Source organism: Tenacibaculum aquaeponti (assembly GCF_057221555.1).
Genome location: NZ_CM170147.1, coordinates 2,253,012 through 2,265,656 on the forward strand (window position 1 = coordinate 2,253,012; position 12,645 = coordinate 2,265,656).

General features: G+C 29.0%; 16 protein-coding genes. 12 read left to right on the plus strand and 4 right to left on the minus strand.

Going from position 1 to position 12,645, the window contains the following annotated elements; all coding sequences use genetic code 11:
* The first annotated feature begins 50 nt into the window (after nt 1–50).
* Nucleotides 51–1,325 carry a serine--tRNA ligase gene (gene serS / locus AC2TEO_RS10075; RefSeq protein ID WP_442264696.1) on the plus strand — a complete coding sequence of 425 codons (1,275 nt, stop codon included), beginning with the start codon at nt 51–53 and terminating at the stop codon, nt 1,323–1,325.
* A 49-nt stretch (nt 1,326–1,374) separates the two neighbouring features.
* Here the strand turns inward: serS and AC2TEO_RS10080 are convergent, their stop codons facing one another.
* Nucleotides 1,375–1,518, minus strand: a complete 144-nt coding sequence (locus tag AC2TEO_RS10080; protein WP_173862337.1) for a hypothetical protein — start codon at nt 1,516–1,518, stop codon at nt 1,375–1,377.
* 124 nt (nt 1,519–1,642) lie between these two features.
* Between AC2TEO_RS10080 and AC2TEO_RS10085 the strand changes: the two genes are divergently transcribed.
* The 7 genes from AC2TEO_RS10085 to AC2TEO_RS10115 all read left to right on the plus strand — a co-directional run bounded on the left by AC2TEO_RS10085 (nt 1,643) and on the right by AC2TEO_RS10115 (nt 7,622).
* Complete coding sequence (locus tag AC2TEO_RS10085; protein ID WP_442264697.1) at nt 1,643–3,418, plus strand: tetratricopeptide repeat protein; 1,776 nt, start codon at nt 1,643–1,645, stop codon at nt 3,416–3,418.
* Between the two features lie 14 nt (nt 3,419–3,432).
* Complete coding sequence (locus tag AC2TEO_RS10090; RefSeq protein WP_299676232.1) at nt 3,433–3,762, plus strand: DUF4286 family protein; 330 nt, start codon at nt 3,433–3,435, stop codon at nt 3,760–3,762.
* A gap of 2 nt (nt 3,763–3,764) precedes the next feature.
* A complete protein-coding gene (locus AC2TEO_RS10095; protein WP_442264698.1) occupies nt 3,765–4,013 on the plus strand; it encodes a hypothetical protein in 249 nt (82 codons plus the stop codon).
* Between the two features lie 2 nt (nt 4,014–4,015).
* The gene (locus AC2TEO_RS10100; RefSeq protein WP_442264699.1) at nt 4,016–4,639 is read left to right on the plus strand and encodes a M23 family metallopeptidase; all 624 of its coding nucleotides are present in this window, start codon (nt 4,016–4,018) and stop codon (nt 4,637–4,639) included.
* Entirely contained in the window at nt 4,629–5,453 is an 825-nt protein-coding gene (gene rsmA / locus AC2TEO_RS10105) for a 16S rRNA (adenine(1518)-N(6)/adenine(1519)-N(6))-dimethyltransferase RsmA (RefSeq protein ID WP_442264700.1), read from the plus strand. The genes AC2TEO_RS10100 and rsmA overlap by 11 nt, the downstream gene beginning before the upstream one ends.
* Complete coding sequence (mgtE, locus tag AC2TEO_RS10110) at nt 5,422–6,777, plus strand: magnesium transporter (RefSeq protein WP_442264701.1); 1,356 nt, start codon at nt 5,422–5,424, stop codon at nt 6,775–6,777. Before rsmA ends, mgtE begins: the two co-directional genes overlap by 32 nt.
* Nucleotides 6,778–6,860: 83 nt before the next feature.
* The gene (locus tag AC2TEO_RS10115) at nt 6,861–7,622 is read left to right on the plus strand and encodes a cyclase family protein (protein WP_442264702.1); all 762 of its coding nucleotides are present in this window, start codon (nt 6,861–6,863) and stop codon (nt 7,620–7,622) included.
* Nucleotides 7,623–7,629: 7 nt separating this feature from the next.
* Here the strand turns inward: AC2TEO_RS10115 and AC2TEO_RS10120 are convergent, their stop codons facing one another.
* Together AC2TEO_RS10120 and AC2TEO_RS10125 are read right to left on the minus strand one after the other, a co-directional pair.
* Nucleotides 7,630–8,307, minus strand: a complete 678-nt coding sequence (locus tag AC2TEO_RS10120) for a LysE family translocator (protein WP_442264703.1) — start codon at nt 8,305–8,307, stop codon at nt 7,630–7,632.
* Between the two features lie 22 nt (nt 8,308–8,329).
* Complete coding sequence (locus AC2TEO_RS10125) at nt 8,330–9,376, minus strand: 2Fe-2S iron-sulfur cluster-binding protein (protein WP_442264704.1); 1,047 nt, start codon at nt 9,374–9,376, stop codon at nt 8,330–8,332.
* A 152-nt stretch (nt 9,377–9,528) separates the two neighbouring features.
* On the opposite strand from AC2TEO_RS10125, the gene AC2TEO_RS10130 reads away from it, so the two are divergent.
* The 4 genes from AC2TEO_RS10130 to AC2TEO_RS10145 are packed head-to-tail and all read left to right on the plus strand — an operon-like array spanning nt 9,529 to nt 11,901.
* Complete coding sequence (locus tag AC2TEO_RS10130; protein ID WP_442264705.1) at nt 9,529–9,867, plus strand: PadR family transcriptional regulator; 339 nt, start codon at nt 9,529–9,531, stop codon at nt 9,865–9,867.
* A 2-nt stretch (nt 9,868–9,869) separates the two neighbouring features.
* Nucleotides 9,870–10,535 carry a hypothetical protein gene (locus AC2TEO_RS10135; protein ID WP_442264706.1) on the plus strand — a complete coding sequence of 222 codons (666 nt, stop codon included), beginning with the start codon at nt 9,870–9,872 and terminating at the stop codon, nt 10,533–10,535.
* A gap of 2 nt (nt 10,536–10,537) precedes the next feature.
* Nucleotides 10,538–11,206 carry a hypothetical protein gene (locus AC2TEO_RS10140; RefSeq protein ID WP_442264707.1) on the plus strand — a complete coding sequence of 223 codons (669 nt, stop codon included), beginning with the start codon at nt 10,538–10,540 and terminating at the stop codon, nt 11,204–11,206.
* Nucleotides 11,203–11,901, plus strand: a complete 699-nt coding sequence (locus AC2TEO_RS10145; RefSeq protein ID WP_442264708.1) for a hypothetical protein — start codon at nt 11,203–11,205, stop codon at nt 11,899–11,901. The genes AC2TEO_RS10140 and AC2TEO_RS10145 overlap by 4 nt, the downstream gene beginning before the upstream one ends.
* Before the next feature lies 1 nt (nt 11,902).
* On the opposite strand, the gene rsmI is transcribed toward AC2TEO_RS10145, so the two are convergent.
* Nucleotides 11,903–12,574 carry a 16S rRNA (cytidine(1402)-2'-O)-methyltransferase gene (gene rsmI / locus AC2TEO_RS10150; protein WP_442264709.1) on the minus strand — a complete coding sequence of 224 codons (672 nt, stop codon included), beginning with the start codon at nt 12,572–12,574 and terminating at the stop codon, nt 11,903–11,905.
* Nucleotides 12,575–12,645 lie beyond the last annotated feature (71 nt).

Sequence of the window (12,645 nt, forward strand, 5' to 3'; positions counted from 1 at the left end):
TGCTTAAGTCTTGTGCTTCATGTATCTTTGTCGCCTAAAAAATTCAACTTATGTTACAAGTTCAGTTTATTCGAGACAACAAAGATGTTGTATTAGAAGGTTTAGCAAAAAGAAATTTTGCTAACGCAGAAGCTATTATTAATGATGTTTTAAAATTTGATGAAACTAGAAGATCTACTCAAGTTTCTTTAGACAATGTATTAGCTGATTCTAATAAACTGTCCAAAGAAATAGGTATGCTTTTTAAATCTGGTGAAGTTCAGAAAGCAAATCTTTTAAAAGAAAAAACAAGTCAATTAAAAGAAAGTGGAAAAGAGCTTACAGAGCAATTAAATGATGTAACAACTAAACTTCAAGATTTATTATATCAAATTCCAAATGTTCCTCATGCTTCAGTTGTTGCTGGGACTTCAGAAGAAGACAATGAAGAAGTTTTTAAAGAAGGAACTATTCCTGATTTAGGAGAAAAAGCACTTCCACACTGGGAACTTGCTAAGAAATATGATATTATTGACTTTGATTTAGGTGCTAAAATTTCTGGAGCTGGTTTTCCTGTTTACAAAGGAAAAGGTGCTCGTTTACAGCGTGCTTTAATCAATTATTTTTTAGATAAAAATACAAATGCAGGTTATAATGAAGTTCAAGTTCCTCATTTAGTAAATGAAGCTTCTGGTTTTGGAACAGGTCAATTACCTGATAAAGAAGGTCAAATGTATCATGTTACGGCCGATGATTTATATTTAATACCAACTGCTGAAGTTCCTATTACAAATTTATATAGAGGTTCTTTAATTCAAGAAGCAGATTTACCAATTACCTTAACAGGTTACACTCCTTGTTTTCGTAGAGAAGCTGGAAGTTATGGTGCTCATGTACGTGGTTTAAATCGTTTACATCAATTTGATAAAGTTGAAATTGTTAGAGTTGAAAAGCCAGAAAATTCTTATGAAGCTTTAAACGGAATGGTTGAACACATAAAAGGAATTTTAAGAGAGTTAAAATTACCATACAGAATTTTAAGATTATGTGGTGGAGATACAGGTTTTACAGCTGCTTTAACTTTTGATTTTGAATTATATTCTACAGCTCAGGAAAGATGGTTAGAAATTAGTTCAGCTTCTAACTTTGAAACATTTCAAGCAAATCGTTTGAAATTACGTTATAAGAATAGTGAAGGTAAAAATCAATTGGCACATACTCTAAATGGAAGCTCTCTTGCTTTACCAAGAGTTTTAGCTGCTATTTTAGAAAACTACCAAACTCCAGAGGGAATAAAAATACCTGAAGTATTAGTGCCTTATTGTGGGTTTGAGATGATAAATTAATATGAAATAACAGTAATCAGTGCGCGCCGATGGTTACTGTGTTTATATATTAATTCGAAACAACAATGGTCATTAATTTTTTGTATCTATTTACTTCTAACAAAGCTTCAAAATATTGAGATATTTGTCCGTTCTTCATGAATTCCTTTGCTTTATTATTGGCTAAATCGTATTGCTTAGTTAAATTTTTCATTTTAGTAAATCGTTTAGTTATACACAAAGGATTAGACAAACTTCGTGCCAAAACATTACAAAGTTTCTATAAAAAACCTTTTTTTTAATGTATTTTTAACAATATTGTTGTTTATTTTTGATTGATGAAGATTCGCTTATTTTTACTTATTACACTGGTTAACAACCTGTTTTTTTATGCTCAATCGAATGATTTTGCCTTAGCTGAAAATTATTTTAGAAATAATGAATTTGAAAAAGCCACTCAAATTTATAAGGAACTTGTAAACAAAAGCCCCTTTAACACTACTTATCTAAAAAGATTAATCTCTTGTTATCAGGAAACAGATCAGTTTAAAGCCGCTACAGACTTACTAAATACAAAACTAAAACAAAAACCTAACTTTACTTTTTTAAATGTAATAATAGGATACAACTACGAACGTCAACAGCAAACAGATTTAGCCGAAAAATTTTATACAAAAGCCATTAAATCTATTTCAAAAAAATCAGGCTATGGTGGAACTATTGCTAATTTATTTAAAGGATATAACAAATTAGACTTAGCTATTGAAGCTTATACAAAAGCTTCTGAAACTAACAAAAATCTTCGTTACGAATTTCAAATAGCACAAATACATGGAGAAAAAGGAGATTTTGCTTTAATGTTTGATCAATATATTAACTTTTTAGATCATAACGAAAACTACCTTAATACTATCAAAAATTTTACAGCTAAATACATTACTAATGATAGTGAAAACGAAAACAATATTCTTTTCAAAAAAACATTACTTCGTAAATCTGCTAGTAACCCTAAAAATATTTGGAACGACTTATTAAGTTGGTTATTTATAATTCAAAAAGACTATGGAAAAGCTTTAATTCAAAATAAAGCTTTATACCAAAGAGACAATGATAAATTAATAAAAATTTATGACTTAGGAGAAATTGCTTTTCAAAATAAAGATTACGAAACAGCTAAAAAATGTTTTGATTTCACTATAGAAAAATCAAATTATGCGGAAGATAAGTTTAGTGCAATTCTCATGAATCTAAAAATAGCTGTAGCAACTAAAGCAGAAAATATTGAAACAAAATTCCAAGATGTTTTTAAAGAATTCGGTATAAACAAAAACACATTTTCAATTCAAATTGCTTATGCAGACTATTTAACTTTCGATAAAAACAATCCTGAAGAAGCTAAAAAAGTGTTAGAAAAAGCAATTACTTTCTCTGAAAACAAATATCAAAAAGCTAATGTAAAATTAAAATTGGCCGATGTATTAGTTTATCAAAATACATTTAACAAAGCTTTGATTTATTTTTCACAGGTTCAATCTCGATTTAAAAACCATGAATTAGGTCAAGAAGCTCGATTTAAAGTTGCTCAGACATCATATTTTAAAGGTGATTTTAAATGGGCTAAAGCTCAACTTAAAGTTTTAAAAGGCTCTGCTAGCCAGTTAATAGCAAACGATGCTGCAGATTTATTCTTAATTATTTCTGATAATCAGCCTAAAGATAGCTTACCGAGTGGTTTAGCATCTTATGCTAAAGCAGATTTATTAGCATATCAGAATAAAAATGATGAAGCTATTATTATATTAGATACTGTTGTCTCTGAATTTAAAGGACAGCCTATAGAAGACGAAGCTTTATTTAAAAAAGCAGAGCTATTTACCAAAAAGAAAAAGTATGATGAAGCTATTTTAACTTATGCTAAAATTTTAGAAATTGATGAAAAAGGTATTTTAGCAGATGATGTTTATTATAACATTGCTGAATTATACAACAATGAATTAAATAATCCTGAAAAAGCAAAAGAATATTACCAAAAAATAATTTTCGATTATCCTTCGAGCATATATTTAGTTGATGCTAGAAAAAAATTCAGAAAATTAAGAGGAGATACTATTTAACTGAAATTTTATTTATGTACATATACAACGTTACAATTAATATAGATGAGAGTATTCACGATGAATGGTTACATTGGATACAATCTCATATTCCAGAAGTATTAGCTACTGGAAGATTTACAAGTGCTAAAATGACACAAGTTTTAGTAGAAGAAGAAATGGGAGGAGTTACCTATTCCATTCAATATACAGCACCAACGAGAGAAGACTTAGATAACTATTATAAATACGATGCTGAAAAATTACGTTCAGATGGTATGAAAAAGTTTGCTGATAAAATGTTAGCTTTTAGAACAGAGTTAAAAGTGATTAAAGAGTTTTTTCCGAAAGTAGCTAGTAATTAATTATGTCTTTTATAATCTTTTTAAGTTTCATTAAATCTTTACTTTTTGATTTTGTTTTATACTTTCTAGGAAAAATATTATCTAATCCGGATGAATTAAGAGAATTTTTAGGCTTAACAGATCATAAAAAAGAATACTATGAAACTACATCTAAATATGTAGAAAAAATAGGAAAACTATTAATTTACATTGCTATAACAGGTTTTATTATTACTATTTCGAGTAACATAAAACTATTAGCTTTTATATAAAGATGAAATATAGAGTTATAGTATTATTATTTTACATCTTATTCTTTTCTTGTAACAAACCGAAGAAAAAAACTAAAGAAGCTACAATAAAAAAAGACACTATAACTCTTATTAAATCTTACAAAGACACTATTCCAAAAGAGTTTATTGCTACACATTTTGATTTTCCTGTAGGTAAACCTAATGCAAAAGGATATTACAATGCGCAAAAGTTTACAAAGAACTATCATTTAGGTGACGATTGGAACGCTGTAACTGGTGGAAATACAGATTTAGGAGATCCTGTTTATGCAATAGCAAACGGATTTGTAAAAGAAAGTAAAGATTACGGTGGAGGATGGGGAAATGTAATTCGAATTTTACACTTTCTTCCTGATAACAAAATAGTAGAATCTTTGTATGCACATTGTGATACTATAATTACTGTAAAAGATTCTTGGATTAAAAAAGGAACTAAAATTGGAACCATAGGAACAGCTAATGGAGCATATTATGCACATTTACATTTTGAAATAAGAGAAGATATTACCTTACCTTTGGGTCATGGATATTCTAAAGATACCAGTGGATATTTAGATCCAACAGAGTTTATTAAAAAACACAGAACAATAGAAGATGAGCGTTAGAGCTAAAAAACACTTAGGACAACACTTTTTAAATGATGAAAATATTGCTAAAAAAATAGCAGATTCATTAACCGAAAAAGGATACGATAATGTTTTAGAAATTGGTCCTGGAATGGGAGTTTTAACCAAATACTTATTGGAGAAAAAGCCGAAAATAACAGTAATGGAATTAGATTCTGAATCTGTTACGTATTTACATGAGGTTTTTCCTGTAGAGCATATTAAACTTGATACTTCAAAAGATAAGTTTTCTATTATAGAAGGTGATTTTTTAAAGCAAAATCTTTCTAAAATATTCAATGGAAAACAAGTAGCTATCATTGGAAATTTCCCGTACAATATTTCTTCACAAATTGTTTTTAAAGCCATTGAAAACAGAGAGTTTGTTCCTGAATTCTCTGGAATGTTTCAAAAAGAAGTTGCTCAACGTATTGCAGAAAAAAAAGGAAGTAAAGTTTACGGAATTTTATCTGTATTAGCACAAGCTTTTTTCGATGTTGAATACTTATTCACAGTACCACCAAATGTATTTAATCCGCCTCCAAAAGTAGATTCTGGTGTAATGCGAATGATTCGTAAAGAGAACTACACATTACCTGTAGATGAAAAACTTTTCTTCCGTGTTGTAAAAACAGCTTTTAACCAAAGAAGAAAAATGTTACGCAGTAGCTTAAAATCTATGAATCTTTCGGATACCTTAAAAGAAGACCCTATATTTGCCATGCGTCCCGAACAGTTATCGGTACAAGAGTTTATAGAATTGACGGATAAAATTGCAAGTCATGGCGATAGAAATAACGAAAGAACTTCTTGATAATGTTTCCAACTTAATTGCAAATCAAAAAGATACTGCACTTTCTGATCTTTTTAATGATGTACATCACGCTGATATCGCTGAAGTTCTAGATGAATTAGCTTTTAATGAAGCTGCTTACATTATACGTTTATTAGATAGCGAAACTACATCTGAAGTTTTAATGGATGTAGATGATGACGTTCGTGAAAAAGTATTAGAGCAGTTATCAGCAAAAGAAATTGCAGAAGAAATTGACGAATTAGACACTGATGATGCTGCAGATGTAATTGCTGAACTTCCTGAGAAACGTAAACAGGAAGTAATGAAAGAGATTGAAGATGAAGAACACGCAAAAGAAATTGTTGAGTTACTTCGTTTTGATGAAAATTCTGCAGGTGGACTTATGGCAAAAGAGCTTGTTAAAGTAAACGAAAACTGGTCTGTTTTAGGTTGCGTAACCAAAATGAGAGATCAAGCAGCAGAAGTTACTAGAGTACATTCAATTTACGTGGTTGATGATAGCGGAAAACTTAAAGGTCGTTTGTCATTGAAAGATTTACTAATGGCTTCAACGAAATCAAAAATCGCAGATATTTATATTCCTAGAGTTGACTATGTAAATGTTCACGATACAGCCGAAGATGTAGCAAATAAAATGCGTAAATACGATTTAGAAGCTATTCCTGTTGTTGATGAATTAGGAACACTTGTCGGTAGAATTACCATAGATGATATTGTTGATGTAATTAAAGAAGAAGCTGATAAAGATTATCAATTAGCTGCCGGTATTACACAAGATGTTGAAGCTGATGATACCATTTTAGAATTAACAAGAGCTCGCTTACCTTGGTTATTCTTAGGATTATTAGGAGGAATTGGAGCTTTCTTAATTATGAAAAATTTCGAACACACATTTAAAGAGAATGCGGTGTTATTCTTCTTTACCCCATTAATTGCGGCCATGGCTGGAAATGTAGGAGTTCAATCTTCTGCAATTATTGTTCAAGGTTTAGCTAACGATGATGTCAAAGGAAGCGTGAATAAACGATTAATAAAAGAGATGTTATTAGCTACGCTAAACGGAATAGCTTTAGCCATTGTTTTATTCTTGTTTGTTTATTTTTCCGATGCTGATAACGATTTAAGAATTTCTATTGCGGTATCTGTGTCATTGGTTGCTGTCATTATCGTAGCTGGTCTTATCGGTACATTTATTCCTTTATTCTTAGATAAAAGAGGAATAGATCCTGCGATAGCAACCGGACCATTTATTACCACCAGTAACGATATTTTTGGAATCTTAATTTACTTTACGATTGCTAAATTAATTTTAGGTGTATAATTTTTAAATAATTAAAATTATACTATATAAGTACAAACATTTTTTATTTAACTTCACTTCTCTTAATCAATAACAAGATTTCAATGAAAATCATAGATCTCTCTAAACCCATTAAGTATAACAAAAATGACCCTTGGTTTATGAAGGTTAAAATAAAACACAAACCTCATAGAAAAGCAAAATGGTTAATTCGTTTTTTAGGTTTACCCTTCAAATTATTTCCTAAAAATTTTATTGGTTGGGCAGATGATACTATACAAAAAATGGGAGTTCACTCTACAACTCATATAGACGCTCCTTGGCATTATTCTCCAACTATCAATGGAAAAAAATCAAAAACTGTAGATGAAATTCCTTTAGAATGGTGTTATGGTGAAGGAATTGTTATAGATATGAAACATAAAATTGATTTTGACCCTATAACTATAACAGATATAGAAACTTTCTTAGCCACTAATAACTTAGTACTTAAGCCAAACATGATTGTTCTTATTAAAACTGGTAGAGATAAATTTAATGGTACAAAAAATTTCCATAAAATAGGAACTGGCATGAGTGCAAAGGCAACAGAATGGCTCATTGATAAAGGAATTAAAGTAATGGGTATTGATTCTTGGGGTTGGGATTTACCACTACCCTATATGCTTAAAAAAGCAAAAGAGACAGGAAACTCAGAACTTTTTTGGGAAGCTCATTTGGTTGGGCAAAGTAAAGAATATTGTCATATGGAACAATTAGTAAACCTAGATTTATTACCGTACAATGGATTCAAAGTAGCTGTATTTCCTTTAAAAATTGTAGGAGCATCAGCTGCGCCAGCAAGAGTTGTTGCCATTTTTGATTAAAAAAATCTTACTTTTTAAATTCAACTTTATTTATTAATTCGTCTATTTTTTCTTTAGGTACAAGTCCTTTTAACATCATTACAGCTCCAAAGATGATCAGTAAAACCCCCATACCTTTTTTCACTTTGTAAATTACTAAAGGAGTTAATTTAGAACGTAATTGTTTTGCTAACAATATCTTTATTAAATCTAGTGCAAAATATCCGATAACAACTTTAACAAAATACCAGAAAATTAAATTAGGATCCATTCCTAAAAGCGGACCAACAATAACCATAATGGTTAACCAACCAGCTAAAACACCAATATTGATAAAGTTTAAGAAATAACCATTTAGAAAAAGTTTAAAATAATTATTACTTTTTGGAACATCAACTTCAGATTCATCGACTTCTTTTTTATTTTTTTTATCTAAAAAAGAAATCAAACCATAAACTACTAAAATTAAACCGCCTATTAAAAATAATCGTGGATCATCTTTAATTTTTTCAAGTAAATTTCTGCTCCCAAAATAAGCTATTAGAATGAATGTTACATCTCCCAATATCACACCTATATCAAAAGCAATAGCAGCTCTAAATCCTTTTAACGCACTTGTTTTTAACAACATAAAAAAAACTGGCCCGATCATTAAGGCCATAAAAGCTCCTACTCCATATGCATTACTGTAATCTAAAGACTCCATTTATAGCAATTTTTGATTTATTTTAAACATCATCAAAATCTACAGTAATTGTAGGTGTTGTTGGATGTGCTTGGCAAGTTAATATAAAACCTTCCTCTAATTCTTCGTCTGTTAAAATTTGGTTTTTTACCATTACTGCTTTCCCTTCAGTAACTTTTGCTATACAACTACTACAAACTCCACCTTGACAAGAATATGGTGCATCTATTTTTTTTCGTAAAGCTTCTGCAAGAATATCTGAATCTTGTGGCATTGTAAATGTTGTTTTTTCATCATCTAAAACAACTGTAATTTCGGTTTCACCTTCTTTTACTTGGCTAGCTGCTGCTTCGTCGATTGATGCAGTAAACAACTCAAACAAAACATTTTCTTTAGCAAAACCATTTTCAACAAGAGTTTCTGAAGCAATATTAATCATTTCTTCAGGTCCGCATAAGAAAGCTTTATCAAAAGAAAGATCCTTATAAATATTCTTCACAAAATAATTCACATGAGACTTATCAATTCTTCCAAAAACAGCATCTTCTACATTTTCTCTACTGAATACATAACTCAAATTAAATCGCTCAGCATATTGTACTTTTAATTCGGCTAGCTCTTTATAAAAAATAGTATCTGCGATAGTTTTATTTCCATAAACTAAAGTAAATGTTGAAGAAGTATTAGATTCTAAAACAGACTTTACCATCGATAATACTGGAGTAATTCCACTACCTGCAGCAAAACCAATATAATTTTTATTATTTTCTGGTTCTAAAACAAACTTTCCTTCTGGTTTAGAAACATCTAAAAGATCTCCAGCGTTTAATTTTTCATTTGCAAAAACAGAAAAAACTCCATTTTCTACAGCTTTTACCGCAACCTTAACTTCACCACTTTTTGGCGATGAACATAAAGAATAAGCTCTTCTTACTTCTTTTCCATTAATTGTTGTTTTTAATGTAATATACTGACCAGCAACAAAATTAAATTCATTAGTTAACTCAGAAGTAATATCGAAAACTAGAGAAACTGCAGATGAAGTTTCTCGTATAACATCTTTTATTTTGATTGGATAAAATTGACTCATCTCTAAAAAATTTGAAGACAAAAATACTAAAGAAAAGAGGAATGGGAAGTATAAATCAACTTCAAAAATAAATACATAAGATTTTTATGTATAAGAATTTTATGTATATTTGTATACCTAAGTTTTTTAGGTATGCTGTAAAAATTCTTAATATGGGAAATCAAAAATTGTATAAAGGTTCTTTACAAACCATCATTTTAAAGCTTTTAGCCGAACAAGACAAAATGTATGGATATGAAATCACTCAAAAAGTAAAAGAACTAACAAAAGGAGAATTAAAGATTACAGAAGGAGCCTTGTATCCGGCATTACATAAATTAGAAGCCGAAGGTTTACTTGATGTAGAAGTCGCTAAAGTGGGAAATCGCTTGAGAAAGTATTATAAACTGACTGAAACAGGAACTACAGAAACTGTAAATCGGCTACAACAGATGCAAGAATTTTTAAACACAATGCAACATTTGGTGAATCCTAAATTAGGTTTAGAATAACTATGAAATTAGATGAAAAACATATTGAAAAAATAAATGATTTTTTAGAAGCAATTGGTGTCGAGTCTCTTGATACTAGATTAGAAATGGTTGATCATATAGCTTCTGAAATTGAAAATAGTATTGATGATGTAGATACTTTTTTTAAAGATGATGGGTTTCAAACACCTTTTTTAAAATATATGTTGAGTCGAAAGAATGATATTCTAAAAAGATATAACAATCAAGTAAAACAATTAAATTGGTATTACTTAAAAAAGTTATGTAAAGAGCTATTTAGTTTATTACTGAAACCTAAGTTTTTATTTACAATTACTCTTTTAATTTTAGTATTGATTAATTTTGGATCTGTATATTTTAAAGAATTATCTATTCTATTTTTTACAACAGTAATTGCTTTATATGCTTACACTGCTATTAAAATTCAGTTTTTCCTGAAACGTTTTAAAGAATTAAGATTTATTAAGTTTTACTCTAGAATAATTTCTCTTTTTTCATTGTTAATTCTAATTTTTCCAAGTTATATAGACGTTTACATTGAAGGAAACTATTCTGAGTTCATAATGTATCAGTCTTTGTTTACTTTAATTATTACTGCTTTAATACATTTCAATTTCCACAAGAAAAGTGAAATGATTAAAAACAAATACAACTTTTTAACTCAATAGCTATGGAAATTACAAATAAAGAAGTTACTTACATAGACAATCTATTGAAGAAAAATGGTATTAAATATTGGGATGTTAGAATTGAATTATTAGATCATGTAGTTTCTGAATTAGAAAACACAACTAATGATGTAAATTTTAAAACTGCTGTTTGGGATATTTTTAAAAAATTAGGTTGGAAAGAAAATTTTAATGGTAGTTCTTTTGAAAATGTAATTAAACAATACCATAACTCTGCTTCAAAGAAAATTAGAAGGAATTTTTCTAAATTTAGAAAAAAAGAATTATCAAACCCCTTGGTAATTGGTGTTTTTTTCTTTGTATTATTTTCACTCTATGAAATAGCTCATTATAAATCAATTTTAAAATATAGTTTGATTTTTATTATGCTAGCATATATAATTCCTTTAGGATACTTTCTTTCAAAAAAAGTATATTATAAATCGTTACAATTAGGTCATGCAGCATCATTAACTTTTTTCGGATTAACTTTATTGAACACTTTCATTCATATACCCAAAGTGCTTTTCGATTTCAATATTTTCGATTATCCTGTGGTGATCTCTTTAATTTTTACTTTTACACTGTTGTACTCTTACATTGGTTTTAAATTTTTCTTTATAGAATTTACTAAAACAAATAATATTTATAAAAAATTGAAAACACTATGAAATTAACAGAAGCACAAATACAAGACTTATATACATTTACAAGAAAACATTATGTTGAATATTATGATGTTCAAACCGAATTGGTAGATCATTTAGCAAATGATATCGAAGCTATTTGGGAAGAAAATCCAGAGTTATCTTTTGAAAAAGCTAGAGATACTTCTTTTAAAAAATTTGGTATTTATGGATTTATGAATGTAGTTGAAGAAAAGCAACGACAATTAAATAAAAAGTATATCGCTACTATTTTTAAATTTATTAAAGAATGGTTTCAATTACCAAAATTAATAATTACTGTTTTTTTAGTTTGGTGTTTTTTCGAAATTCAAAGATTTAATCAATCGTATAACATTTATACTGTACTTTATTTTGCGATCATTCTTTTTGAAATTGTAAAGATGTATACTTCAAGAAAAAAGGTGAAATTAAAAAACACAACAACTGGTAAAAAATGGATGTTAGAAGATATAATTTTAGTTCAAGGACTTGGTAGTTTTGTTTTAATCTTATTCTACACTTTTGATTTATTTATGCCTTCTAGTAAAAACTTTTTAGAATTAAGTATTTATGGAAGATTTTTCACTGCTTTTTTAATGGTGATCTCATTGTTAATTGGATACATTACAACATATACTATTCCTAGTAAAATAGAAGAATTACTAGAAGAACAATATCCAGAATATAAGTTAGTATAGTTTACTTTTTACCGTCAACAATAATTACAATTTCGCCTTTAGCAGGTTTTTCTGTATAATATGATAGTACTTCTTTTACAGTTCCTCGTTTGGTTTCTTCGAACATTTTTGTCAATTCTCTAGAAACTGAAACCAAACGATCTTCTCCGAAGTATTCAGAAAAGTTCGTTAATGTTTTTAATAGCTTATGCGGACTTTCATAGAAAATCATTGTTCTAGTTTCTTCGGCAAGAAACTTCAATCGTGTTTGACGACCTTTTTTTACAGGTAAAAAGCCTTCAAAAACAAACTTATCATTCGGTAATCCAGAATTCACTAAGGCAGGTACAAAAGCAGTAGCTCCTGGCAAACACTCTACTTCAATATTATTTTGAATACAAGCACGAGTTAATAAAAAACCTGGATCTGAAATTGCTGGTGTACCTGCATCTGAAATTAAAGCAAATATTTCTCCAGCTTGAATTCGCTTTACGATATTCTCAACTGTTTTATGCTCATTATGCATGTGATGCGATTGCATTGGCGTATTTATATCGAAATGCTTTAATAATTTCCCACTTGTTCTTGTGTCTTCAGCTAAAATATAATCAACTTCTTTTAGCACTTTTAAAGCTCTAAATGTGATATCTTCTAAGTTTCCAATAGGTGTTGGTACCAAATACAATTTACTCATACTGCAAAGTTAGTAAAAGTGTTAGTTTGAAATCATTCTAATGAATCAAAAAAAACGAAACACTCAACTTC

Excerpts from the sequence above, each read along its gene's own strand:
- AC2TEO_RS10140 (WP_442264707.1), top strand. The coding sequence starts at position 10,538 with ATGGAAATTACAAATAAAGAAGTTACTTACATAGACAATCTATTGAAG.
- AC2TEO_RS10085 (WP_442264697.1), top strand. The coding sequence starts at position 1,643 with ATGAAGATTCGCTTATTTTTACTTATTACACTGGTTAACAACCTGTTT.
- AC2TEO_RS10080 (WP_173862337.1), bottom strand. The coding sequence starts at position 1,518 with ATGAAAAATTTAACTAAGCAATACGATTTAGCCAATAATAAAGCAAAG.
- AC2TEO_RS10120 (WP_442264703.1), bottom strand. The coding sequence starts at position 8,307 with ATGGAGTCTTTAGATTACAGTAATGCATATGGAGTAGGAGCTTTTATG.
- mgtE (WP_442264701.1), top strand. The coding sequence starts at position 5,422 with ATGGCGATAGAAATAACGAAAGAACTTCTTGATAATGTTTCCAACTTA.
- AC2TEO_RS10115 (WP_442264702.1), top strand. The coding sequence starts at position 6,861 with ATGAAAATCATAGATCTCTCTAAACCCATTAAGTATAACAAAAATGAC.
- AC2TEO_RS10100 (WP_442264699.1), top strand. The coding sequence starts at position 4,016 with ATGAAATATAGAGTTATAGTATTATTATTTTACATCTTATTCTTTTCT.
- AC2TEO_RS10145 (WP_442264708.1), top strand. The coding sequence starts at position 11,203 with ATGAAATTAACAGAAGCACAAATACAAGACTTATATACATTTACAAGA.
- AC2TEO_RS10095 (WP_442264698.1), top strand. The coding sequence starts at position 3,765 with ATGTCTTTTATAATCTTTTTAAGTTTCATTAAATCTTTACTTTTTGAT.
- serS (WP_442264696.1), top strand. The coding sequence starts at position 51 with ATGTTACAAGTTCAGTTTATTCGAGACAACAAAGATGTTGTATTAGAA.
- rsmA (WP_442264700.1), top strand. The coding sequence starts at position 4,629 with ATGAGCGTTAGAGCTAAAAAACACTTAGGACAACACTTTTTAAATGAT.
- AC2TEO_RS10125 (WP_442264704.1), bottom strand. The coding sequence starts at position 9,376 with ATGAGTCAATTTTATCCAATCAAAATAAAAGATGTTATACGAGAAACT.
- rsmI (WP_442264709.1), bottom strand. The coding sequence starts at position 12,574 with ATGAGTAAATTGTATTTGGTACCAACACCTATTGGAAACTTAGAAGAT.
- AC2TEO_RS10090 (WP_299676232.1), top strand. The coding sequence starts at position 3,433 with ATGTACATATACAACGTTACAATTAATATAGATGAGAGTATTCACGAT.
- AC2TEO_RS10135 (WP_442264706.1), top strand. The coding sequence starts at position 9,870 with ATGAAATTAGATGAAAAACATATTGAAAAAATAAATGATTTTTTAGAA.
- AC2TEO_RS10130 (WP_442264705.1), top strand. The coding sequence starts at position 9,529 with ATGGGAAATCAAAAATTGTATAAAGGTTCTTTACAAACCATCATTTTA.